This window comes from Candidatus Brachybacter algidus (assembly GCF_016707225.1).
Taxonomy (GTDB): domain Bacteria; phylum Bacteroidota; class Bacteroidia; order Chitinophagales; family Saprospiraceae; genus Parvibacillus; species Parvibacillus algidus.
This window is the reverse complement of sequence record NZ_JADJID010000001.1, coordinates 59971-85867: the sequence shown is the minus strand read 5'-3', so window position 1 is coordinate 85867 and position 25897 is coordinate 59971. Positions and strand designations below refer to the sequence as shown.

The 25897-nt window shown below is 34.3% G+C and carries 23 protein-coding genes and 1 pseudogene; 6 read left to right on the top strand and 18 right to left on the bottom strand.

Annotated elements, in window-relative coordinates; genetic code table 11:
* Nucleotides 1–60: 60 nt before the first annotated feature.
* From IPI15_RS00350 to IPI15_RS00335, 4 genes are all read right to left on the bottom strand, one after another.
* Nucleotides 61–744 (bottom strand): ABC transporter ATP-binding protein, encoded by a 684-nt coding sequence (locus IPI15_RS00350; protein ID WP_287402356.1) that lies wholly within the window; start codon nt 742–744, stop codon nt 61–63.
* On the bottom strand, nt 745–2004 hold the full coding sequence (locus IPI15_RS00345) for an ABC transporter permease (RefSeq protein WP_287402354.1): 1260 nt from the start codon (nt 2002–2004) through the stop codon (nt 745–747).
* Nucleotides 2001–3038, bottom strand: coding sequence for an efflux RND transporter periplasmic adaptor subunit (locus tag IPI15_RS00340; RefSeq protein ID WP_287402352.1), 1038 nt, complete (start codon nt 3036–3038; stop codon nt 2001–2003). The genes IPI15_RS00345 and IPI15_RS00340 overlap by 4 nt, the downstream gene beginning before the upstream one ends.
* A gap of 782 nt (nt 3039–3820) precedes the next feature.
* Nucleotides 3821–4924 (bottom strand): aminotransferase class V-fold PLP-dependent enzyme, encoded by a 1104-nt coding sequence (locus IPI15_RS00335; RefSeq protein ID WP_287402350.1) that lies wholly within the window; start codon nt 4922–4924, stop codon nt 3821–3823.
* Between the two features lie 345 nt (nt 4925–5269).
* Between IPI15_RS00335 and IPI15_RS00330 the strand changes: the two genes are divergently transcribed.
* The 6 genes from IPI15_RS00330 to IPI15_RS00305 all read left to right on the top strand — a co-directional run bounded on the left by IPI15_RS00330 (nt 5270) and on the right by IPI15_RS00305 (nt 9113).
* Complete coding sequence (locus tag IPI15_RS00330; protein WP_287402348.1) at nt 5270–5899, top strand: Crp/Fnr family transcriptional regulator; 630 nt, start codon at nt 5270–5272, stop codon at nt 5897–5899.
* Between the two features lie 743 nt (nt 5900–6642).
* The gene (locus IPI15_RS00325; protein WP_287402346.1) at nt 6643–8067 is read left to right on the top strand and encodes an MBL fold metallo-hydrolase; all 1425 of its coding nucleotides are present in this window, start codon (nt 6643–6645) and stop codon (nt 8065–8067) included.
* A 1-nt stretch (nt 8068) separates the two neighbouring features.
* Nucleotides 8069–8296, top strand: a complete 228-nt coding sequence (locus IPI15_RS00320) for a DUF6132 family protein (RefSeq protein WP_287402344.1) — start codon at nt 8069–8071, stop codon at nt 8294–8296.
* A complete protein-coding gene (locus tag IPI15_RS00315; protein WP_287402342.1) occupies nt 8286–8549 on the top strand; it encodes a rhodanese-like domain-containing protein in 264 nt (87 codons plus the stop codon). Before IPI15_RS00320 ends, IPI15_RS00315 begins: the two co-directional genes overlap by 11 nt.
* 11 nt (nt 8550–8560) lie before the next feature.
* On the top strand, nt 8561–8875 hold the full coding sequence (locus IPI15_RS00310) for a rhodanese-like domain-containing protein (RefSeq protein WP_287402340.1): 315 nt from the start codon (nt 8561–8563) through the stop codon (nt 8873–8875).
* Between the two features lies 1 nt (nt 8876).
* Nucleotides 8877–9113, top strand: a complete 237-nt coding sequence (locus IPI15_RS00305; RefSeq protein ID WP_287402339.1) for a hypothetical protein — start codon at nt 8877–8879, stop codon at nt 9111–9113.
* Between the two features lie 203 nt (nt 9114–9316).
* Here IPI15_RS00305 and IPI15_RS00300 read toward each other — a convergent pair whose 3' ends face one another.
* The 14 genes and pseudogenes from IPI15_RS00300 to IPI15_RS00230 form a co-directional block, all read right to left on the bottom strand.
* Nucleotides 9317–9814 carry a M23 family metallopeptidase gene (locus IPI15_RS00300; RefSeq protein WP_287418757.1) on the bottom strand — a complete coding sequence of 166 codons (498 nt, stop codon included), beginning with the start codon at nt 9812–9814 and terminating at the stop codon, nt 9317–9319.
* Nucleotides 9815–10078: 264 nt separating this feature from the next.
* A complete protein-coding gene (locus IPI15_RS00295) occupies nt 10079–11062 on the bottom strand; it encodes a c-type cytochrome (RefSeq protein ID WP_287402335.1) in 984 nt (327 codons plus the stop codon).
* A gap of 596 nt (nt 11063–11658) precedes the next feature.
* Nucleotides 11659–12246, bottom strand: coding sequence for a cytochrome c oxidase subunit 3 (locus IPI15_RS00290; RefSeq protein ID WP_287418756.1), 588 nt, complete (start codon nt 12244–12246; stop codon nt 11659–11661).
* Nucleotides 12247–12271: 25 nt separating this feature from the next.
* Nucleotides 12272–14032, bottom strand: coding sequence for a nitric oxide reductase activation protein NorD (locus tag IPI15_RS00285; protein WP_287418754.1), 1761 nt, complete (start codon nt 14030–14032; stop codon nt 12272–12274).
* Nucleotide 14033: 1 nt separating this feature from the next.
* On the bottom strand, nt 14034–14810 hold the full coding sequence (locus IPI15_RS00280; RefSeq protein WP_287402330.1) for a CbbQ/NirQ/NorQ/GpvN family protein: 777 nt from the start codon (nt 14808–14810) through the stop codon (nt 14034–14036).
* A gap of 478 nt (nt 14811–15288) precedes the next feature.
* Complete coding sequence (locus IPI15_RS00275) at nt 15289–16632, bottom strand: cbb3-type cytochrome c oxidase subunit I (RefSeq protein ID WP_287418753.1); 1344 nt, start codon at nt 16630–16632, stop codon at nt 15289–15291.
* Between the two features lie 8 nt (nt 16633–16640).
* Nucleotides 16641–17081, bottom strand: a complete 441-nt coding sequence (locus IPI15_RS00270; RefSeq protein WP_287418751.1) for a c-type cytochrome — start codon at nt 17079–17081, stop codon at nt 16641–16643.
* 426 nt (nt 17082–17507) lie between these two features.
* Entirely contained in the window at nt 17508–18119 is a 612-nt protein-coding gene (locus IPI15_RS00265; RefSeq protein WP_287418750.1) for a class I SAM-dependent DNA methyltransferase, read from the bottom strand.
* Nucleotides 18120–18164: 45 nt separating this feature from the next.
* Nucleotides 18165–18620: a PIN domain-containing protein gene (locus tag IPI15_RS00260; RefSeq protein WP_287418748.1), complete on the bottom strand. Its 456-nt coding sequence runs from the start codon at nt 18618–18620 to the stop codon at nt 18165–18167.
* Nucleotides 18613–18840 (bottom strand): UPF0175 family protein, encoded by a 228-nt coding sequence (locus IPI15_RS00255; protein ID WP_287418747.1) that lies wholly within the window; start codon nt 18838–18840, stop codon nt 18613–18615. The genes IPI15_RS00260 and IPI15_RS00255 overlap by 8 nt, the downstream gene beginning before the upstream one ends.
* 729 nt (nt 18841–19569) lie before the next feature.
* Nucleotides 19570–20235, bottom strand: coding sequence for a hypothetical protein (locus IPI15_RS00250; RefSeq protein ID WP_287418746.1), 666 nt, complete (start codon nt 20233–20235; stop codon nt 19570–19572).
* 334 nt (nt 20236–20569) lie between these two features.
* On the bottom strand, nt 20570–21214 hold the full coding sequence (locus IPI15_RS19715) for an alpha/beta hydrolase (protein ID WP_353845285.1): 645 nt from the start codon (nt 21212–21214) through the stop codon (nt 20570–20572).
* A 402-nt stretch (nt 21215–21616) separates the two neighbouring features.
* A pseudogene (locus IPI15_RS00240) lies at nt 21617–24723 on the bottom strand (type I restriction endonuclease subunit R).
* On the bottom strand, nt 24710–25897 hold the full coding sequence (locus tag IPI15_RS00230) for an AAA family ATPase (RefSeq protein WP_287418742.1): 1188 nt from the start codon (nt 25895–25897) through the stop codon (nt 24710–24712). The pseudogene IPI15_RS00240 and the gene IPI15_RS00230 overlap by 14 nt, the downstream one beginning before the upstream one ends.

Below are 25897 nucleotides of genomic sequence, written 5' to 3'. Positions count from 1 at the left end.
GTTTTGAAGTAATATAATTCTTATGCTATATTGTAGTTATCATTTCAATAATTAAATCACTCAACCTCTTATTATTCTTCCATCATCCAGCTCTATGATCCGTCCTGTTTTTTCAGCAAAACTCATATCGTGCGTCACGACCAATAATGTTTTATTGTACGTTTCGGTAAGCTCTTTAAAAATATTAAAAACAATATCGGCATTTTTACTATCCAGATTCCCTGTAGGCTCATCACACATGATTATAAGCGGATCGTTGATCATCGCCCTCGCTATAGCAACGCGTTGCTTCTCTCCTCCAGACAATTGATACGCCATTTTGTTAGCTAATTTTTCTATACCTAAATCCTTTAAGAATTCGTATGCATTAGTTTCCAACTCTTCTTCATTTACCTTATCTAATTTAAACCCCGGCAACATGACATTCTTTAAAGTCGTAAATTCATTCAATAAATAATGGAATTGAAAAACAAAACCTATCTTTTCGTTTCGAATCGCTGCCAGTTGTTTTTCTGATTTATTATGTATACTAATTCCATCCAGCAAGAGTTCTCCTTCAAAATCCGTATCCATAGTAGAAAGAATATAGAGTAAAGTTGATTTACCACTTCCTGATCTGCCAATAATTGAGACATATTCTCCACGAGACAGACTAAAAGAAACATCTTTCAGCACCTCCACTTTAACAGGATTGAAAAATGATTTATTAATACTTTTCGCCCCTAAGACTATTTCATTGCTCATCTACTTTCCTCGAATTATAATTACAGGATCAACCTTACTTGCCTTTCTGGCAGGAAACCACCCAGCTAAGTAAGTTGTGATTAAAGCAAAAATTGCAGCTATCAGATAGTATTGTATTCCATAATCAATTGGATAGCTGTCTACTGCCGGTAATGAGGGTGCATGGAATGGTATGGCATCAATAATTAATGAAAGTAAAAGGCCAAAAATTACTCCAGCTATTGCTCCCGCTATGCCAATACTCAACGAAATTGAGATGAAGATCTTCTTGACATCTGCACCTGCAAAACCTGTTGCCTTCAATATGGCAATGGTATCCATCTTTTCATATATCAACATATTCAGAATATTGTAGATTCCAAATCCCGATACTATTAATAAAGTGATACCCACCGCATATGAAATAATCGATCGCACACTGCTTCCTGTTTCAAACTGTGCATTCGCTGTCTGAATATCTTCTGCGTCTATTTTGAAAAAGTCTTCATACTCATTCGCAAGCGTGGGGGCTAGATTTAAATCATATAATTTAATTTGAATATCACTTATATAATTACTATTCTTTCCCAGTATTTTCTGAGTTGTTAATAAGCTGGCAAAACTTTGAACTTTATCTATCTCTGCGATACCTGATTGGAAAAAACCTATGACTTTTAGAGAAAACTGTTCCCCTTCAGCTGAAGTAATTGTAATCATGTCACCTATTTTTGCCCTCATGGTATTAGCTGCTCCCTGGCCAAGAATTATGCTATTCGTAATGGTTCTAAGGTCACGTGAATTACCTTCAGTTACATAATCATTGAAGGAAAAAAGCTTGGCTTCCTTCTCTGGATCTACCCCATTTATAATTCCGTTCAGATCAATATTTCCTAAATTATAAAAAACCTGAGCAGTTACTTTTGGGGCTACTCCTCTTACTCGTTTATCCTTTTCTAGTTTACTTATTATTTGTGACGCATTATAAATTTCCTTCCTGGTATTGATTGGTTTTACTGAGCTAATAAAATTATGAAAGTCCTTGTATTTTTGACTTAAATCAATAGGTTGAATTTTGGAGGGTATAATATCATTGTAAAGACGCACATGAGGGGTCCGATTTAAAACAATACCATCTAATAGTTTATTTAACCCTTCCATGAAACCAAGAAGGGATATAAAAAAAGCTATGCTAAAAGTAACACCGACAGCTGCTACAAGAGTCTGTTTCCATCGGGCACGCATGAGGGCTGCAGCAATTTCTGTGATATGTTTTACTTTCATTCTTTTGGCAGTTGTAGCATTGAGTTAATATCTAAACCACTTTTTATTTCTACCAGATCATAATCCATCAAGCCTGTTTTTACGGTTTGAACTTTTCCCCCCTCCAATAAAACAGACGTATCGTTTATCAAATAATTTCTAGGGATGGTCAATACATTTTGTTTTGTACTAATTACAATATTTGCCTCGACTGTAAGATTGGGATAAAGCTCAGCAGGTTTTTTCGTAAAACTTGCCTTTGCCTGAAAAGACCTTGTTCGCAAGTTCATCATTGGATCAATAGATATAATCTCCGCTTCAAAAACTTCTGACTTATAGCTGTCCATTCTAATAAATACCTGCTGACCCTTTTTTATTTTTACAATATCAAATTCATCTATGTTTAATTCAATGACAAATTCATCTGTACCTATTATTGCTGCAGGTTCACCCCCATTGATTAATTCACCAATTTCTTTATTGATCTTGTAAATCACACCATCTACTTCACTTCTAATAATGAAATCATCCTCCATTATTTTTGCAATTTTTAAATTATTTTTGCTTTGATCAGATGCCAATTTTAATTGTCTGCTTAGGTCATTATAATTTAACTTAGCATTTGCTAAAGCAACTTTTGAGTTTTCATAATTCAACTCTTTTTGTTCCAATTCTACTTTGCTTCCAATGTTTTGATTCCATAGATTTTTCTGCCTCTGAAATAACAATGAAGCATTTTGAAGCTTCTTATCAGCGAGGTCTATTTCTTTCTTCGCATCCCGCAATTTGGCAGCATTTACTTTGTAATCATTTGCAGTAGAAGCCAGTCTTGCATTTTCAGTGGTAATTCTAGAATTTTTATTATCCAATTTAAAAATCGGGTCGTCTTTTTTTACGTGCATCCCTTCAGTCACATATATTTTTTCAATAATGCCATTCGTCTTACCTGATATTTCATATTGCATCATACTCTTAATATAACCTGAGGCATAGACACTTTCAGTAATACTTTTTAATTCCGGCTTTATTGACGGAATCTTTTTAGCACAAGACACTATTAAAGTAATTAAAATAGAATATAAGATTATAGATTTAATATTCATAAGCTTAAAAGTTAATTTTGTTTTGATTCGTACTCAAATATTAGCAGTTCCATTCGCTCTTTATTAAATTACCCATCATTTAATATTTTAGCATCATTGTCTCATAACCATCCGTACTTTAAGCAAGATAATACTTTATAAGTGATGAAGATAAATAATATAGCTTTTAGAATTTACGAACTCACTACTAAAATATTAGATTGTTTTTTGGGGATTAGTATTATCATAACTCTAATAATATAACACTATAAGTCCTTCATCGTTTCAAGATTCTTAAATTAGAATTATGATAAGCTTTATACGGTAAAATCTGTTTTATAAACTAATGATGAATATGTCGTCTTGCAGAGGAGATATCCGTTTGACATAATTTTTAGAGGTTTCAAACATCATCCAAACCACTCAACAATAATACAATAAGTCTGCAGTAAAACGAGTATCCCGCTCGTTTAAGAGGGCCAAGGGGGAGAAAAATCCTAAATAACTTATATAAAATAATAGCTTTAAACCCGAGGTCTGAATTTGAAAAAATTTCATTGCCAGAGACTCCCCCTTGGCCCCCTCTTGCAGAAGGGGATATCCGTATGATTTCATTTTTAGGTTTTTCAAACAATACTGTAACCACTCAACAATAATACAATAAGTCTGCAGTAAAACGAGTATCCCGCTCGTCTGAAGGCGCCAAGGGGGAGATATATTATCAAACTATATTTATCATAATTCAGAAACCAAATTTATATTAAACTAAGAAATGTACTTATTTCATCTTTTGTATTAAAAAAATTAGGGCTAACTCTGATATTCTCTGCCTGCTGAGTAACAAGAACTTTTTCCTTTGTAAGTTTTTTGTATAGCTGCTTAGTAGTTTCTAAGGAAGGTGTAGTAAAATGAAGGATTGCTGATCTTTCTTGTTTATTTTTAGTCGGAGAAACTATTTTATAACCTTTTTCACTGAGCCCATCGATCAACATATCAGTATTAGCAAGAGCTTTCTCATAAATATTATTTACTCCAACTTCTAGTATAAGCTCCAACCCCTCTGACCATGCATCAAATAGCGCATATGCAATGGTGCCAGTCTCAAATTTTCTTGAATCATGATGCAAGGACAACTCATCATATCGATGTTCTGCGGCAAACATGCCCGGTAATATAGGATCAATCATTCCTATTGCGCGTTTACTGACATATAAGAAACCTGTTCCATGCATACCCAGCAACCATTTGAAGCCACATCCTGCCAAAACATCTATTTGATCTTTTTCAACATCAATCGGTATCATTCCAGCGGCCTGAGCTGCATCCACAACAAATAATGCTCCTTTCTCATGCGCCATTCTGCCGATTGTAGCCAGATCCGGCCGAAAACCACTGTTAAATCTTACTGCAGCTATCGCCAACACACGCGTATTATGATCAATAAGATGCTCCATTGCTTCAAGATCAATGCTATTATCTTCATTAAGTCTGGCGAATCTAATCTCAACCCCCTTCATTTTTAATTGCACCCAGGGAAAAGAATTATTCCAATGTTCATGTTCAGGAACTACAATATTGTCGCCTTTTTTTAAATTTACACCTTGAGCCACCAGCCCAATACCTGACCCAGTGCTGGTTACGAGGGCATACTCATCAGGTGAGCCTCCCAGTATTTTTGAAAGTAGAACACGTATGGAATCCCGATTAAACCCCTTTTTATCAACAGGATTTAATTCTCTATTTAAGTGATTCTGCAATCTATCAAATACTCTTAAATTAAGAGGAGATTGGGAAGCATTATTTAAATAAATAGCATTATTTGTTACAGGAAATAGTGATCTTATGTGTTCTATATTCATATCAGGATATACTTTTGAGTTTATAATTCAGCTAAAAACGATAACTATTAATCAATTTTGCCAATTTAATGATGGTAATTACCTTCCTTCTGTTAAAGTAAAATCTATATCCGAGAAATTAATTAATTTCTTCCAAGTCTTGCCAAAGCAAATATGGAAATAATTTGAATAAAAAATGTTAAATTTACTTTTATTATGTTAATGGTCAATAGACCTATTATTCCATAACTGCACTTAAATTTTCAAAAAGAATATAAACTTTTAAACAACTGTTTTCAAATAGAGTCTATATTTAGCCGTTAAAAAGAAAGTCTTACCATCCCTGAAATAAATAGAATCCGATCCATGAATATAACTGAACAATACAAACATATATTTGAGCCGGAGCTCATAAAGGAAATGGAGGCGTTAGCTACACACACTTCAGTGAAAGCAAATGAAACAATTCTAGATTTTGGTCAGGTGGTCAGGGTAATGCCTATGGTGCTATCCGGATCTGTCAAAATAACCAGGATGGATGATGAAGGCAGAGAACTATTACTCTATTATGTAAATCCAAATGAAAGTTGTGCGATGACATTTACATGCTGCATGCAACAGTTTCCAAGTGAAATAAAAGCAGTGGCGGAGGAAGATGTTGAATTAATAACCATTCCGATCTCTGTGATGGATGATTGGATGGTAAAATTTCCTACATGGAAAAATTTTGTAATGAAAACTATTCATTTCCGATTTAATGAACTATTGAAAACAATTGATCAGATAGCTTTTCAAAAATTAGATGAGCGCTTAGTTCATTATCTAAAAGAAAAATCAAAAGTTACTGATTCGACCCTTATCAACTTATCTCACGAGCAAATCGCTAATGAATTGGGAACATCCAGAGTGGTGATCTCTCGTTTGCTAAAAAAATTAGAGAATGATGATAAGCTTTTACTCTATCGCAATCAAATAAAGCTGCTTAAAAAACTTTAGGAGATGTCATCTTGTTAATCGAAAAATTTTATTTCATACAACTTATCAATTCAGTTATTTTTTTCTTCCATGAAAAAACACAAAAACACTGATAAGGGTTGAATAATAATAGCCATGGGTGAAACCCGGGGTGAAGTAGGGCGTTTAAACAACCCTGAATTGGGTTGAACTATTTAACTCAATAAATAAATACACTTTGCAGACTCCCTCTGCCAGAGCAAAGGTTTATAGATAAGTATTTTTTAAATAAAAGGCTTAATTAGAATATTAATATAATTGTTTGTTATTGAGGTACTTATAAGCAAAATTAATTTTGCAGACACCAGAACGTAGGTTAACCTACGATCAGCACTTCATAGCTAATGAAGCATAAAATTTAAAGTTAAAACTTAGATCTTGAGGCTCGGCGTAGGTTAACCTACGTCGGGGTGTCACCAAAGTTTACTTTGAAAAAAACAAAAAAGATGTGTATAAGCCATAGCTGCCAGACGGTAAGGGGCGACTTTTTTCTTCTTATTTTTTAATGTATTGATATTCAATACGATACACATAACCAAAAATATAAGTGACTGATCCTGCTATCAAAAAGGAGAAATCTACTCAACACGCTTTGCGTTTATTTCACTTTTCACATTTTCAACTTTAACCCCCATAAAATAGTAAATTAGAAATTGTAACAATAGTCACACACCAAGTTAATTAAAGACCTCACCTTTGTTCTATTAAATAATAAACAAACAACAATGAAAGTAGAACAAATTTATACCGGTTGTCTAGCCCAAGGTGCTTACTATATCGAAAGTAATGGCGAAGCTGCCATAATCGATCCATTGCGTGAAGTCCAACCATATATCTCAATGGCCGAAGAGCGTGGTGCAAAAATCAAATACATTTTTGAAACACACTTTCATGCTGACTTCGTGTCTGGTCATGTTGATCTATCAAAGAAAACCGGCGCTCCAATTATATATGGTCCAACGACGATGAAAACAGGTTTTGACATCATAGTCGGCACAGACGGACAAGTTTTCGAATTGGGCCAAGTCAAAATAAAATTGATTCACACGCCAGGACATACTATGGAAAGTAGTTGCTATCTGCTAATTGATGAATCTGGAAAGGAGCACGCTATATTTACAGGTGATACCCTTCTTATTGGGGATGTAGGTCGACCAGACCTGGCTCAGCATGTAATTTCTGATTTAACTGAAGAGAAATTAGCAGGCCACCTATACGAGTCTTTACACAATAAGATTCTACCGCTAAACGATGATTTGATAGTTTACCCCGCTCATGGTGCTGGAAGTGCTTGTGGCAAAAACATCAGCAAAGAAACTTCTGACACTCTTGGAAATCAAAAGAAGACAAATTATGCATTGAGACCTGATCTGGATAAGGAAGCATTTATAAAAGAGGTACTTACTGGCTTAATGCCACCTCCTGCATATTTTCCTAAGAATGTTTTGATGAATATCAATGGCTATGATGGTATTGATAATGTAATCGAGCGCGGTACACGTTCATTATCTCCCAATGAATTTGATTTGATCGCCAACGAAACAAATGCATTAGTGATAGACACACGAAGTCCCAGGATATTTGGAGAAGGATTTATTCCAAACTCTATTAATATCAGCATAGATGGAAGTTTCGCTGTGTGGGTAGGTACATTAATTCCGGATATCAAACAAGAAATACTACTTGTCACTGAGCTCGGTCGGGAGGAAGAAGTGATAACCAGATTGGCAAGAGTAGGCTATGATCATGCAATAGGATATTTGAAAGGTGGTTTTGATGCATGGAAATCTTCAGGTAAGGAAGTAGATGCAATCAAATCTATTACTGCAGAAGAGTTTGCGCAGGCTGAAAGCAATGATCCAGAAATCAATATTCTCGATGTACGCAAAAAAAGTGAATATGATTCTGAACATATAACTAATGCAGAAAATGCGCCATTAGATTATATCAACAGTAGTATGAGCATGATTGATAAAAGTAAAACATACTATGTGCATTGCGCCGGGGGCAACCGTTCCATGATTTTCGCATCTATACTTAAAGCAAGAGGATACGACAATCTTATTGATGTAGATGGAGGCTTCGAAGCTATTAAAGTATCAGGAAAGTTTAAAATTACCGATTACGTATGTCCAACAACCATGTTATAAGATGAATATATTAATTAACCATAAATTTACCATCATAGGCATTTTATTAGGTGCGTTAGCGGGATATGCTTACTATTATTTTGTAGGTTGTTCAAGCGGAACATGCGCTATTACCTCAAAACCTTTAAATAGCACCTTATATGGTGCAATGATGGGAGGCTTATTTTCAGGAAGCTTTAAAAAGGAAAACAATTCAAAATTAAATAATAATAAAAACAATGAACAATAACAAAACTATAGTAGTAGATGTTAGAACTCCAGGTGAGTTCATGGGTGGTAATGTAGCAGGCAGCATCAATATACCACTTCAGGAAATAGAACAAAGGCTTGAAGAAATTAAATCATTGGGACCAAAACTAATTCTTTGTTGTGCCAGTGGCGGACGCAGCGGACAAGCCACGAATTATCTAAGAAGCTGCGGAATAGATTGCGACAATGGTGGCAGCTGGATGGACGTAAATTACAACTTTCAAAAAAATTAAAAATTAATCAAATGATACAATTATTAAAAAATATTTTCGGCTTCGGCCCTAAAGTTGACTTTAAAGAGTTATTAAATAATGGAGCACAAATCATTGATGTGCGCAGTCCGGGAGAATTTAAGGGTGGACATCTGAAGAATTCAATCAACATACCATTGGACACTTTGGAAAGAAATCTTTCTAAATTGAAGAAAGATAAAGCTATCATAACTTGCTGCGCATCAGGAATGCGGTCTTCAAGTGCAAAGAGTATCTTAATCTCTAAGGGTTTTAATGAAGTACATAATGGTGGTGGATGGATGAGTTTGCAAAACAAAATTAATTAATATGATACAAAAAATGCTAACTGGATGGACACTAACCCGTGCAATATATTTAGTTATCGGACTTGTATTTATAATTGATTCAATTATAAACTTACAATGGTTTGGTATAATGTTTGGTGGTTATTTCGCATCCATGGGCCTATTCAATTTCGGCTGCGCAGCAGGGGGCTGTAAGGTTGAATCCAAAAATACAGACAACAAGCAAAGTCAATTAGTTGAATTTGAAGAAGTAAAATAATTTTGAAAAGGGGCGATTAATGTAATTGCCCCTTTTTTGGGTATTAACTACAAAAAATTACAGTTGTCAATCCTTATTTAATTAAAAGCTTCGATTATCACAACATTATATTTTATTCTTCTGTAATATTCCTTATATCAAAATACCAGTAACTTTACAATCGAAACTTGAATAAGGGAAGTCAAAATATTGTTTATCAAACTTTATTTAGTCAACATTATACTCCCTGTTTCAACAAAACCCGACTTAATTTTCATATTGGACTCAAGCGCATATATATTAGAAAAATAAGATGGAAGACCCTCAGCTGCGTTCATAATGGATGTGCGAACTTCAAAATGCAAATGCGGGAAAAACGAACTTCCGGACACACCAATAGCTGCGATCTTTTGACCGGAAACAACGCTGTCGCCCATTTTAACCATTAAACTATTTTGCTTAAGATGTCCATAGATACTTATTGCTCCATTTTTGTGTTGAATTCCTATACAATTCCCATATAGTTCAAGCGGATTTTTTTTAAGTTTAGTGACATCGAAACTTTTGTCATCTTTATGATCATTAGAAGCATATACTACTTTTCCATTTCCTGCAGCATATACGTCTTTATTAAATCCGTAATAGTCCAATTCGGATGCTCCATCACCGGTATATTTTCTATTTTCCTTATCCAACAAGACAAAATCATAAGCATATCTCATAAAATTTGTTGAAAGCCCACCCCCCCCCCCCCCCCCCCCCCCCCCCCCCCCCCCCCCCCCCCCCCCCCCCCCCCCCCCCCCCCCCCCCCCCCCCCCCCTTACACTTCTATGAAATGCATAGTCCTAAAGTAATTGTTTGGTGGAAATAAATTAAACGACAAAGAACCTTCATAAACCATAAGGTACTTGCAAAAGGGCAATCATTTCAGTATTACGGAAATAAATAATAGTGAACTAAACAATTCTTTTTTAAATAACTTCCTTTCATTCAGGGGCAGAAGTAAATTTCTCTACCGAATTATTGATTGGTACAACCGTTTTTAAATATGCATAAATTGCTTTCAAATCTTCTTCATGCATGCTTCCATACATGGTCCAAGGCATCACAGAGTTAAAGTCTCCTGGATTAAGTTTTTTGTTTACCAATGTAGAATCAGTGCGGGAACGAAAAAAATGTACAAACTCTTCTTCTGATAATGCCCCTAACCCAGTTGTGTTGTATGAAGAAATATTACTTGAGCGAACAATTGAACCATTGGGAAAAGTAAATTCTCTTCCACCACCGAATTCTGTTCCGGCAACTAAACCTCCCTTTTCAAATTTTGTATGGCATTCAACACAACCAGCTGCATTCGTCAAATATTTTCCATAATTCACTACATCACTTTTTGGAGGTAATTTGGTAAAATTAGCCTCGTGCGGAATGGTGTTAATAATAAAATTCATAGGGAAATCTGAGGAAGAAATTGGCACATCATTCTTTATAGGTTTCAAAGTTCGAATATAGGAGATGATAGATTTGATATCTTCTTCATCCATTTGGCCATAATAATGAAATGGCATGATAGGAAATAATGCTTTGTCTTCTTTGGTGACTCCGGTAGTTATAACTCTAAAAAGCTCTCCATCAGAATAACGGCCAATTCCATAAGGCGTGATATTTTTTGCATAATATTTTCCGGGGAATCCGAATTTTTGATCAAAAACATCTCCTCCCATCCCTAAGGTTCCATCAGTTGGTGGTCCTGAAAATCTTGTCCAATCTCGCACAGAATGACAATCCATACATACTGTGACATGATTGGCTAGGTATTCACCTCGAGCAATACGATTAGTTGTCATTTCCACTTTTAAATCCGGAGCTTCACTGACATTCGGTAAAATAAACTTGATGTAAGATAATGATGAAACAACTACAATCAAAAAGATTATAATCACCCAAGTTAGAATTTTCAATAATCTTTTCATTTGATTTGATTTTAATTTTGGAAGAATAGAATAGAACTAGGTTAAAAACGTTCATCCAGCTTCTCCATCACTTAGCGTCAAATCAAAACCAAATAAACGGGACATAAAAATATACTTTTCATTCAGCACTTATATCATAAAAGGTGAAATATTTTCAACCTACTTATTAGGCCATAAGAACCAATGTGTAATAGTATACGTATAAGCAGGAGGAGAAATATAAGAATAGATGTACCAAAAAGTATTAGGAAGGTGAAGCAAGAGGATATTTTAAGTTTAATAAGTCTGTCAACTTAATTCTTTCACTCTTTCCAAAATTGGATTTCTATAAGGTGTCCAGTCTGCTGAAAATCAATAATTTTAGTTAGCACCTTTCATGATCATTATGGTTGAAAAAAGTCCTGTAATGAAAATTATAATAAGAACTTTCCAGAAGGTATGCGCATATTTCATTTCCATAAAGTTAAATACCACTAAAAAAAATTTAATAACAAATACTATTAATAGAAAAGATTTCAATGCCTCGTTCTGTGAAAATATAGCTACTAATGCACTTAAAATGATTAGCACTATTATCGTAATTAAATTGCTGTTTTTCATATTAAAAAAGTAGATAGAGAATTGGAAAAATGATGATCCATATCAAATCGCACATGTGCCAAAAGGTGGCTCCTGCACTGTAAAATTCTAAATTTGATTTCTGTTGATTCTTGTTGATTATATCTTTTAATAACAAGTAAAATGATCAAACCGACGATAACATGTATATAATGAAATCCTGTAAGCAACCAATAAAATGAAAAGAAAGTATTGGTACTAAGGCTAATACCACTAGTTATCTTTAAATAATATTCAACACCCTTTATAATTAAAAACAACACACCTAAAAGCATGGCTATGTTAATTGTTGTATTGGCTTTCCTATTATTTTTAGCTCTGAAATACCGAACCGACTCCGCCATAAAATATCCACTCGTTAATAGCACAACAGAGTTAGTGGCACCCAGCACAGGATTTAACATCAATCGACTCGAGTGAAAAACTGCTGATTCTTCTTTGCTCAATATGATCATAAATACCAGCGCTATGCCGAATGTCAAGAGTTCTAAAAATATAACTATCCACATTAGAATACCTCCGGGAGGGTTATCTATTTCTTTATTTTGTATCAACTCTAAATTCATTTTCCTTCCAGGCTTTTTATTATTTTCAATTTTTTATTTTTTCATACAATTTCACCAACGAAGTAATTAATTCTTTTGGTGACGACAAAATCTGATAATGATTTTGCCCAAACATCTGTGGCAAATAATATTTAGCATTTGCTTCAATAGCCAATGCATAAGAGTTGATCTGCTTTTCACCCAATTCTCTAATCGCTTGCTTCACATCTTGAATGCCATACTTTCCTTCATATCTATCAAAATCATTTGGCTTGCCGTCAGACAATAAAATGATCCATTTATTTTTAGTTTTTCGGGTTTCAATTATTGAACCGGAGTGCCGTAAAGCAACACCTATTCGCGTATAACCACTTGGATCGGGAGAACCAACTTTATACTTCGCTTTTTGCCAACTTTCATCAAATCCTTTAAGCGTCATATAAGTGGAATAATTACGGGTTTTGGAATAAAAACAATCGATCGAAAAATCAATATTAAATTCATTTAAGATCTCCCCAAATAAAATAGCTGTTTGCTTTTCAACATCTAATACCCTATTGCCCGCTGCATAACTATCGCTTGAAAGACTAATGTCCAATAGTAATAAAATAGAAATATCCTTTTCCTTTTTCCTGTTTGATATATAGATATTTTCGGAAGGCGTATGGCCTGTGTGGACATCTACAAATAAATCGGTCAAAGCATCGATATCAAAAGTATCACCTTGAGTTTGCCTTCTTTGTTGCAACATTTTATTATTGACATTGGTCAACATTTTTCGCAAACCAAGCAAGGTAGAAGCATTTTCTGAAAGGGTTTTTTTGTAATAATCAACATCAGATTTTACTTGAGTCGTCGGATAAAGTTTGCAGAAATCTATTTTATAATGATGTTTTTTATAATCCCACTCAGGATAAGCGATTGGTGTCCCAAGCATTGTTTGTTCATCACTTTCTGCAACAGTTGCATTCTCAATAAAGTCAGATTGATACACACTGTGAGCCACATCATCCACTCTCACTGTAAATTTCATATTCAGCTCGTCTAGTGCTTCCTGATGATCTTCCAGTTCGTCATCCCCATCAAAATCTCGCCATGAACCACTAAATTCTTCCGCAGTATCGACTTTCTCAAAATTATGATTTAAGACATAATCTTCCTGCTGCTTTTCATCAATCGCTATACTCACAATTTCCTCAACAGGCTTTGACTTTAGAGTAGTTTTAGGTGCTGAATCTTCTATAGTTTTAAACTTATCGTTAAAATTTTTAAGATTTTGGGAAGCAGCATCCTCAAGATTATCTTTCATCACTTTGCCATAAAGCCAACTATAATCTACTGCTTTTTTTGGTAGCAAATTATCCTGATAAAAAACTCTACAGTCATCATGAATCTGAATTGCAAAAGGGAATTCTTCTCGTATACCTTGCAGGACTATAGGCGCATTCTGAATGGCTATTTGTTGTGCAGTATCATTTTGAATATCATCGGACTGGAACCAATTTAATTTCAAATTCTTTTGGACAGACAAATAAATAATACGAAAGAAATAGTAGCTTAAATTTTGCTCGAAAGTCGGAAATTGAGCAAAAGAATTAGGCAAAAAAAAGCTATTTCCTTTATATCCTCCTTCTCTCTCGGCAGCAAATAACTCAATAGAATGACCAGTAATAGCCCTCGCTAAAATCGTGAAACGCTGTCTATGTTCATCTAAAGTAACCTTCCTGTCTCTGGCTTCATTGTTTTTCAAATTTCTTTGCTTGAAAAAAGAAGCTACTTTGCCAAATAAGTATTCGTCTAATGCCATATTATATCATCAAATTGGCCATATCTGTTAAGGCTGTAATGATTTCTTCATCGTCTGTCAAAGGCTCTATTATTGCCACTTTCACTGCCAATCGTTTGGGTAATCCACTTCGAATTAATTTCGCTGCATCCACCAATAATCTTGTCGATGCAGTTTCAGTAAGCCCAAGTTCCTTCAGATTTCTGATCTTTGTCGCAATACTAACTAACTGTTTTGCGATTGATTCTTCCACCATGGTTTCTTTTACCAATATCTCAGCTTCCAATTTTGCATCCGGATACACAAAGCTCATTGCAACAAATCTTTGTCTTGTAGATGGCTTTAATTCCTTAAATCCTTTTTGATATCCGGGGTTAAAAGATGCTACCAACATAAAATCTTCATGCGCTTTGATGGTCTCACCTAGTTTGTCAATGTACAATTCTCTGCGGTGATCAGTCAAGGGATGTATCGCCACAATAACATCCGGTCTTGCTTCGGCGATTTCATCCAAATAAATAATTGATCCACCTTTCATGGCAGTGATCAGAGGGCCATCCAACCAAATAGTTTCCGCACCTTTAATAATAAAACGACCGATTAAATCTGTAGAAGACGTTTCCTCATGACAACTAATCGTAATTAAATCTTTCTTTAAATGGTATGCTATAAATTCAACAAATCTACTTTTGCCGGTTCCGGTTGGACCTTTTAAAAGCACAGGAAGTTTGTTTTCATATGCCTTTTCAAATACTTCAATTTCTTTACCTGTTGCCTGATAATATGGACTAATATTCATTCATAATTTTTTAAAATAAAATTCATTTTCAATTTTGATAAATAATTTAAGCTTCATTAAAAAGGCTTAGTTAAGTCATTTGTCTAAGGTAGGACTAAATGACATAACTAAGCGCTTTGAGAGATAGTTTTGGTTAACAGAAGTTAAAGAATAGATATATTAATTTTCTATTTTTTTGTCTATGGATATTAGAATAAATGTAGCCTTATTCGAGTAAATCAACACCCCGCCTGTCGGCACCCCCGCCTTTTTTCGCGGGCAAGCATCTGCCAGAGGGGAAGCGCAGATCTGTCAGTCCTTTATTATTTGAATATTTAATTATAAATGGATAAATGTCAATAAAATATTTTCTTTAATATCTATTTATAGAAAAACGAAGATTCTATTAACTAACGACCATCTAAAATCTACCATCTAAAATCAGCCATTTACTATTTACTATCTAAAATCTAAAATCTAAAATTTATCCTCTACATACTTAATGAACAGTATTAACTTCTAATGCTTCATCATTTGGTCTGCCGTATTGAATAAACTCGTATAGGTAAAGACAAATACCTGAAGCAAACATGGTAGCACAAAGCAATAGGACAACAAAGTGAGGTTTGATCTCTTGTTGAACTATTCCAAATTCCATACCCATCTTTCTTTCCAAATAGACCTGAGCAACACCGGCGACACCGAATGCAACTGTCATACCGACCATACCAATATTTGAAAGCCAAAAAGCAAAAACACCCGTTTTTGTATCATATAGTTTTCTACCTGTTAAATTAGGCATAGCATAACTAATGATGGCCAGAACTATCATTGCATAAGCTCCCCAGAAAGCCAGGTGACCATGCATCGCTGTAACTAATGTGCCATGTGTGTACATATTTACTTGCGGAATAGTATGAGCAAAGCCTAAAAGCCCTGCACCTACAAATGAAACAATTGCTGTACCTAATGTCCAACTTAAGGCTATTTTATTTGGATGTCTTTTTTCGCCTTTTCTATACATTGCAACAGCAAATAGCGCCATTCCCAAAAATGCCAACGGCTCTAAAGCAGAGAATACACCACCGACGATCAACCAAATCTTACCTGCACCTATATAGTAATAGTGGTGCCCGGTTCCTAAAATTCCAGATATAAATGTCAAACCGACAATTACGTACAGCCATTTTTCAATTACTTCTCTATCTACTCCTGTAATTTTTATAAGTAGAAATGCCAAAATACCACCCATGATCAATTCCCAAACGCCTTCAACCCAAAGATGAACAACCCACCATCTGAAGAATGAATCAATAGATTGATTGTCGAACCAAATCATTCCCGGTAAATATAATAACGCAGCGAAAACCAGCCCCATAGTGAGTACCAATGCAGTGGTAGTCCTTTTCTTACCTTTATATAGCGTTGTTAAAATAATGCCTAAGAAAGTCAACACATTCACTACTACCAGCCAATCTAATGGTCTAGGAATTTCTAAAAATTTTCTTCCCTCCCAAATATTGAAATGAAATCCAACAATAGCAGCAACTCCAACTAATGCAAAAGAAATGAGTTGAATGTAACCTAACTTCTCAGCAACTAATTCATGTTCTGCTTCTTCCGGAATAATATAATAGGCTGCACCCATAAACCCTGAAAGCAACCACATCACTAATAAATTTGTGTGCACAGCTCTGGCCACGTTAAAAGGTATAATGTCATGCAATCCTTGCATATCGATCCTGGCGAATCCCATTATAAAGCCATAAACCAACTGTAATGTAAGCAGCAACATCGATAATGCAAAAAACCAATATGCAAGTTTTTGTGTTTTATATTTCATTTTTTATATTATTTAGGGTTTATAGTTGTGTTATATTCTGGTTTTTTGGGAAAGCCATTTAAATCTGTATTACCTACCCATTTCATAAATTCATAAAGGTCTGTGGCCTCTTTATCAGAAAAACCATAGGCGACCATTTTTCTGCCACGTGGCTGCCAAGGAGCTTTAGACATCAATACTGCTTTGATATAACCTTCGCCTCTGCGCTCAACTACTTTTGTCAATTCTGGTGCGTAATAGCCACCTTCACCCATTATAGTATGGCAGCCCATACAATTGTTTTTCTCCCACAAATGCTTTCCGGCAATAACTTCTTTTGTAATATTTTCTGGGTGTGTGTTTTTTGGAATTTCATTACTTAAGGTATTCCATGAAAGTCCCAGGAAAATTGCAAAAGTTACAATCGTACCTCCTAAGAAAAATGCGCGAGCCATGCTTTTTGATAACATATCGTTTATTTTATTTGATTATAAAATTAATAGGTTTTGTGCGTTCGGTCTGAACAGTAGTTGAATGGTAAGTTTTAATCCATATATATAGGTTTTGTAAACGGATTGTTAATATTTCGAACGAAGTTAATAAAAAAACCTAATCGGACAATTTTATCTTAAATATTTTTAATGTTTTAGTGAAAATATTTTTTATCCAACATTTAACAAATTTGCAAAAGTGAATCAAATAAGGCTGTAGCAGCGATTTCGCAATGGGTTTAGAGAGTATTTCAAATATTAGACTGAGGGCAATTCATCGAGAAAAAAGACTTCCCCACCCCACTATTATTGGAAAATTCCATGTAAGTCAGAATAGCATGGAACTATCGTAGGGGTATTGAATTCTTTTATCTTAACAGCCAAGAGAAGATTTTTTATTGATCGTTACTTTTCACCTGTTAATAAGAAAACGGGATAATTACCTGTTGGCTTAATTACTGTGCTGGCAGTTTGAATTTTCAGGTTTTTAAATCCGGCATTTTTTGCAAAATTTAACAATTCATTTCTATCAAAACCATTATGAAATACTCCGGTATCTTCAGTGTGAAAAGAGCCGTCCTCTTCATCCAGATCGGCGATGGCTATGATTCCTTTATCTTTAAGCAAGGAATAAAATTTGATGAATAATTCCTGCACATACTCTATATGATGGATGGTCATAGACGAAATAATGCCATCGAATTTTGTATCCAAGGTTTCTTTTGTTAGATCCATCTCCAATAATTCAACCGTGCAATCTATTGCAGCCAGTTTTGTTTGTAAAACGTCATTCATAGATGCTGAAATATCGACCGCTGTTATTTTGCCGACAAATGGTGCTATTTGACATAACAATAGTCCGGTACCTGAACCAAAATCCATGATATGCATGTCCTTAGTAAAGCTTATTTGCTGTAATATATGCGATCCGATACTTTCTACATTTTGAGTTATGGATGATTCTGCATCAAAACCTGCTGCTTTTTCAGAAAAATAATCTTTTTGTTTAGATTTCATTGTTGGTATATATATTGGGTGAAAGTACGAAAAGTGGTTGAGAGATTATTCGTTATTTAACTTCAGAAGTTCGACAATAATATGATTTGATATTCGAAAATTTGTCAATAATAACTTATTAATTAAAGGTTTTACTTCTGGGATAATTGACATCTGTTTTGCTTTATGAATAACTCCTAGTGTTCCTGTTGTTTGAATTTTTAATTTTACAGCCAATTTCCGAGCTTTTAAGTCGTCCAATATTAATATTGCATGCTCGAATTCTGTAGCTAATGCTATTGCGCTTGCCTCACCAGAGTCCACCTGTGTTTCTAGGAATGTTTTATACTTTTTATCGCCAACTGGCTGCACCTTTATCCAGATAGGTAAAGTTACCCCATACTCTTCAGCAATTTCTGGAGTAGTAACTAGTTCGCCATAAACTTTCTGAAGTAGATTGAGTTCGCCTATTTTATCAAGAAGAATTAATGTACTTGTATCTGAAATTACAATTCTAGGCATTTTCAATTTCTGAATGTAAGTCATCGATAGAATTACTAAAGACTGAAACACCGTATTTTCCAAGTACTTCTAAAAAGGCTCTTTTAGAGAGCCCAACAATTTCTGCAGATTGTCCAGCCGTTAATTTTGCATCTTCATATAGTTTTGACGCAATTATCATCGAAAAATCGTAATCTTTCAAATCAACAGAATCCGGTATATTTAAATGAATCGTTCTCATGATTTACTTTTTTATCAAAAATACAAAATCTAAATAATATTTTGCTTTATTCTGCTTTTCTTTTGCCACTAACTTATTGCATTTAAAAGCGTGACTTCAATGTTTCTTAACGTTTTTAATTCAACAAATTTGTTTCGTAAAGTACTAGGCTAATTAAATTAAAACGAGTTTTGTTGTCAGAAGCTCTTGCTCTATAAATCCAGCAGAACGTGAAGTATTCTTACTATTTCAATTTCTTCTTTCTCAATCTTTCTGAACAATATGATTTGTTCTTGCGATTTATACCGAATGGAAATTCGTAATAGCCCAAATAAATTTAGTCAAACGACTTTCATACCGAATAGGGTTTCCTAATGGGCCTGCTATGGCAGCCCAAAACGAAGGCAGCTCGGTATTGTAAAGCTCGGTATTATACGGCAAAATATCGGTCTATTATATAATTCCGTTTCGTATTATATCCCCAGATATTCTCGATCATAATCACATATTCTTTTCCAAAATCTAGATTTTCAGTCAATATTTCAAGGAACTAAAAGTAATTGAAAACATTTATCGGACTGACTTTCATACCATTCATTAAATGCATAATTCCATAATGCTACCAAGCAGCAATTGCTTACTCGTTGAATTGTTTTTTATATCCATTCCTTTTGTTTTTTAGAAATACAATACTGAGTTAATAAATTATTAATTTATTAACTCAGTATTGTATTCTAATTAAAAGCAATTTTAGAATTTATTTGGATATTGTTTTGCTATTCCTTCAGCTAAATAGGTAGCTTGGTGCATCATATGATTAAAAGCTACATCATAATCAATTACGGCTTGGCTATAATTTTGTTGAAGTAGGTCAACCGAATAAGCTATAGTTTGAGTTATATGTGAATCCATATGTTCGCGCATATGAGATTGCTCCCAATATTGTGGGTTAGCTCCTGAGAGAAAGTCTGCAATTTCTTTTGCGTTAGCTCGCCAGTTAGTCACCGCGACACCTAGTGCTGCTTGGTCATTATTCTTTGCTGCTTCTAAGACAGGAACCGCTCCATTGATGTGGCCTTTTAGTAATACAGCCAATTGATCACCTGCTGCTTGCCCATAATAAGGTACAATAGCTGCTCCAATATCTTCTTGGTTTTTCAATAATCTTGTTAATTGAGCATTTAGCGCATTAGGATTATTAAAATAAGCATCAACGGTTGCATAAGTCCATTGCATGTGATCTGCCCATAACTTATGCATGGCATTATCATACTTAACATACTTCTCTGTAGTTAATGAATTGAAGTTGTCGTCATCCTTTGAGCAACTTGAAAAGGTCAACATAGTTGAAATTGCAATAAATAATAGTAAAAACATACTTTTTACACTGTTCGAAAAACTTAAATTTGTGTTCATTTTTTTGTTACTTTAAATTGATAATAATAATTGTCTTATACTACCTTAGAGTAAATAAAAAATGAAATGGTTACAATTTATTTTTGTTTGATTTTATTATGGGCACTCCTAATGATGTTTAATTTAAGTTAGGATTATTTAAAATTGGAATATTCTAAATATTGAAGGCTTTTTCCGTATGATGCGTAACTATGAAAGCTGAACGTTGGGTTTAAATGAGATTTGTAGTCTTTTGGCATGAAGCGACTCAAATATAAACTAACTTTGGGAAAATCGTAACTTTAACAATCAGCAAATGCCAATCAACAGGTTAATAGGATGTCAACAACAGTTTTTATTCAAAATTGTAGTTTCCGTGCGCCCATTTTATTGTTGGTTCAATCCATTCTTTTAAAGGTTTGAATAAAAATCCGTGTCCCATTCCTGTATTCAGTTCGATTTCTTTAAAGTTTTTTATTTCGCAATTCGAGGTTTTCTTTCGTTCCAATGAAGAAACTCCAAAGGAGTCGGACTTCTCGTAAATTGTCAAAATATTTCCGCAATAATGGATATCAGGTATATTTTGAATGTCGCTATTCCTAAAACTTGCAATAAAAACAAAATTCAGATCTTGTTTATTTGCCAAAGTCGAAACATATTGAGCGATATATCCACCTTTTGAAGTTCCGACTATAGTTATTTTTTGAGGTTCAATTCCAGTTTTTAACAAACTGTCAATTTGATTTACAATTCCGACTGCGTAATCTCTAGCGTTAACATTTCCGTTTCGCTTTTCACTAATTACTTTAAATCCGCTATTTTCAAATTCGGCAATAATTTCATGATATTCAGTGCGTCCATATTCAGGGTGTAATTCACTTAATTTGTGTTCTTCCAAAAATCTGTTGTGCAGGAAAAAAATAAATCGGTCATCGGTTTCTTTTCTGCAAGCAAAAATCGTCGAACAAAATAGAATAGTGATTAATAAATTTACTTTCATTGATTTAAGATTTTTTTCAAATTGTGGTAACGGTGTTGCGGCTACAAGAAGTTGGCGATTTTTACCACAAATGTTCATACGAAGAACGAATGTTTGATTAACCACAAAACTGTCATACGAAGCACTGAACCGCCAATTTTTTGTAGGTGCTGTTATAAGCTGGCCTTCTGTCCACCGTCCTTGCAAACCATTGTCAATACTACGTTTCTCTGTCGTTGTCGTGTCGGGTTGTGCGGTTGGGTATTTTTTATTTTCAGAAGGGGAGGAGATTTTTTTTAATTCAATTTTGTCAGGGTGGGACAGACACACTCTTTGCCAAGCTTTGGTCTGTGCGTTGGCTTGTGCGGCTTGGCAATGTGTGTGGCTGTTGGGCTGGCTATTCATTTTTCTTTTTGTAAATATTTATAGTTGTCCACCAACTCCTTTAAACTTCTCTACGAACGAAACTAGCTTTTGAAAAACACTTTGTTTCTTTGTTAAATAATGAGGATTTAAAGGACTCATTTTCGGTAAAAGGGCATTCAATTCTGTTCCGTTTTCACTTGCATATTCTCGCTTTAAAGAAGTTGTTATGTAACGCTTTGCTTCTTCTTCGTTTAGATTTTCTTCTGTGATTAATTCCAATGCTTCCTCTTTTTGCTTTCTTTGGGCAAATGCAAAGAATGAATCTATCACATTTGCTTTGTCCTGAAGAGTATCAAGGTTAGTTTCATTTATGAAATCAACAACTAAACTTTCTTTTGCTCTATTCCCAACACTTGCACGAATAACCCTGCGTATTTCAGCAATTAAAGTTTCCTTATCTTTTGTCTTCTTGTTATGCTCAAAAATTAATTCAAGAATGTAGTCAAGATTTATCTCTTGTGATTTAAGCAAGTCAACTTCAAATACTACATCATCCCAATCAATTGTGGATTCTTCTGTTTCCTTTCCGCTTTTTTCACGTCTTAACCAATCTCGTATATCATTATAAGTTGAACGGTAATCCTGAACTGTCCTTTCTTTGAGCAATTCAATTTTTTGCATTGCTGCAATATCCTCATCTGTTACAAAATGAGCTTTTTTAAATTCTTCAATGGCGTCTGGGTTATTTTTGTCTAACGTCTGAAATGCTTTAAGGTGGTTAAATTCATCGTAATTTTGGAGGATATTTTCAACTCGTAAATATTCTCCGAATAGTTTTGCGAATTCCTTTTTGTCTTTCTCTTTTACAATTTCGTCAGGTTTAGGGAATTTCTCATTTAACTCATTTACTACTTCAACATAACCTCTGCGTGCTTCACCTGTAACAATGTCTGTAAAGCCTTCTAAATATTCTTTGTAGCTCTTTTCAAGAACTACATTTTTAGTATTGCTGTCACCGAAAAGGGTAATAGCATCTATCGTTGCTTTTTCTAAATCTCTGAATGTAACAATATTGCCAAAAGTTTTTGTCGCATCATAAATACGGTTGGTTCGTGAGAAGGCTTGTATTAAGCCATGATAACGCAAATTCTTGTCAACAAAAATTGTATTGAGTGTCGGAGCATCAAAACCAGTAAGGAACATTCCGACAACAATTACTAGGTCAATCTCTTTGTTCTTTACACGTTTTGCAAGGTCACGATAGTAATTCTGAAACTCATTGCTATCAACGCCATAACTGGTTTTGAACATTGAGTTATAGTCACTAATTGCTTTGGTTAAAAACTCTTTAGCACTAACATCCATTGCAGAAGGTTCAAAACTTTCATCAACTATTTCACCTATTGCACTTTGTTCTTCATTAGCTGCGAAAGAGAAGATTGTTGCAATCTTCAAAGGTTTATCACTATCTTTTTGTAAGTTGTTTAATTCCTCATAATAGCATTTGGCTGCATCAACACTACTTACTGCAAACATGGCATTAAAGCCTTTGTTGCTTCCTTGATTTCTATGGGTTTTTAACCTGAAATTCTGTAAGATGTATTGAGATATTTCTTTGATGCGTTCTGGATGAAGCAAAGCTTTTTTGTTTTCTGCTGCACTTAACTTTTTCTCATCAATTTCTGTTTCAATACTCTTAAACTGTGGTCGAACATCATTATAATCAACTTTAAATTTTAGAACTTTTTCATCTCTAATAGCATCCGTAATTACATATGAATGCAACTCACGACCAAATACACTTGCAGTTGTTTCTGCACCTAAAGCATTTTGTGGAAAGATGGGCGTTCCTGTAAAACCAAATTGATAGAATTTTTTAAACTTCTTAATCAGATTCTTTTGTGCTTCACCAAATTGAGAACGGTGTGCTTCATCAAAAATGAAAACGACTTGCTTTTGATATATAGCTAAATCACCCTCAGTTTTCATGAGGTTATTTAGTTTTTGTATTGTTGTTACAATAATTTTATTATCATCCTTCTCAATGTTTCTCTTTAATCCTGCTGTGCTGTCAGAGCCATTAACACTATCGGGAGAGAAACGCTGATATTCTTTCATCGTTTGAAAGTCCAGGTCTTTACGGTCAACTACAAAGAATACTTTATCAATAAAATCAAGTTGAGTTGCTAAACGTGCCGCTTTAAAACTGGTAAGTGTTTTTCCTGAACCTGTGGTGTGCCAAATATAACCGCCTCCTTCTGTGTTGACCATTTTTTTGAATTAAAAGAACTTTCGATTTTCCATAAAATTCTTTCAGTTGCTGCAATCTGATACGGTCTCATAACAAGCAACGTATCACTTGTATCAAAAACAGAATACTTTAGTAATACTTCTAAGAGAGTCTTTTTCTGAAAAAAGGTAGTTGTAAAATCTTTAAGGTCTTTAATCAATGTATTGTCGGCCTTTGCCCAATTCATTGTAAAGTCAAAACTGTTTTTGTTTCTCTGAACGGTGTTTGCAAAATATCGGCTGTCAGTACCGTTTGAGATGACAAAAATTTGAATGTATTTATAAAGGGAGTTCTTACTGTTAAAACTTTCCTTTGAGTATCTGTGAACTTGGTTAAACGCTTCACGTATAGCAACACCACGTTTTTTTAACTCAACCTGAACCAATGGCAATCCATTGACTAGAATGGTTACATCATAGCGATTAGCATTTGTTCCGGTTTGCTCAAATTGTGAAATTACCTGTATTTTATTACGTGTAATATTTATTTTATCTACTAAGTAGATGTTTTGAATATGACCATCATCAAAAACGAAATCGTAAATATAATTGTCGTGTATCTTTCTTGTTTTCTCAACAAGGTTGTCACTTGGCTTGTCTAAATACTCTTCTACAAAACGTGTCCATTCTCCATCCAAAAATTCCACATTATTTAGCGATTGAATTTGTACTCTTACATTCGCCAGCATTGCTTCTAGCGTATTTAAGTTTGTAGGATTTTCATAACCTTGATTAATTAGGTCTTGAATAAATTCCTTCTCCAGTGCTGCCTCTGTTTGATAAACAGCAGGAGCCTCATTCACTTCAAAATACTTGGTGAATTTATCAAGTACAATGAAGTTATTTGATTCTGCTATGGTTTTATATTGCGACATTCTCTTCAGTTGTGCTTGTGTTATTAATTGGCTTGAAGCCGTACATTCTTTTGATTTCATTTACTAGGAAGCCCAATACTCTCTTGTCATTTTCTTCAACGATTGCAATTTCTTCTCCGTTGTGTTTTGAATGACTTGATAGATTTATAATCCGCCTGTAATAAGCTTCACGTGATTCTTGAGGCAAAAGGTCTTCCCATTTATTATACCCCAAAAAAGTGGAAGTCTTTTCTAATAGATTCCGAAGAAAATTGAAATGAAACTTTTTTATCTCACCTGTTGGCTGTGTTGCTTTCTCCAATTCTGATAATAAAAATAAGTGATATGAGAAAGGAGAGTCACTTTCTAATTCATTCATTGAAAAAGTACCATCATTCAACTTTTCCAAAATCCACTTCTTAGTTTTTTTAACCCTATTAAATTCATTGAAAAGTATATTGTAGAATAATGGATTATGTGTAGTGATTATGAACTTCAAATCGGAAGTGCTTGATTTTATCAATTCAGCAATATTCACAGCTAGTTCAATCAAATGATTATCATCTAATGAGCTAACTGGGTCATCTATAAAAACATATTGCAAATCGTTAAATTGGTCCGTATCTCTTTCTGTTACTTCTGCCTTATTTATTACGCTAATAGTTTGCTCTAATAAGCTGTAAAAAACACTCCATATAAAACTGCTTTCTTCTCCCTTTGAGATTTTAACAAACTCAGGTACCTCATCATTTCCACGTTGAAAAGAAAATCGAACTTCAGAATAAGCAGGAATAGTAACATCATTATTATCCTTATCCTTAATCGTATATTCTGAATTAAATTCAGGCGTTAATTTATCGTTTGTATAACGTTGAAAATGCTTTGTTATATTAGGTTCTTGACCTTCATCTACAAGTACCCAATCGGTATAATTATTCGGTTGGATTATTAATTTTCTATCAGTATCGTAAACCAAATCATTATTCCAATAAAACAAATCTTCTGTAAATGCATTGTAGTACATTATTTTGATTTTTGTTTCCTCTTCTTCGGTATGAGGATTTTTAGGGGCTATCAACTCTTTAAATTCACGTGATAAACGTGTTTTGCCAGAGCCATTGAAAGCATAGATTAACTGTATTTTTTTATTGGCATCTAAAAGAGATTGTGCTATTTCTGTTAAGGATTGTCCCAT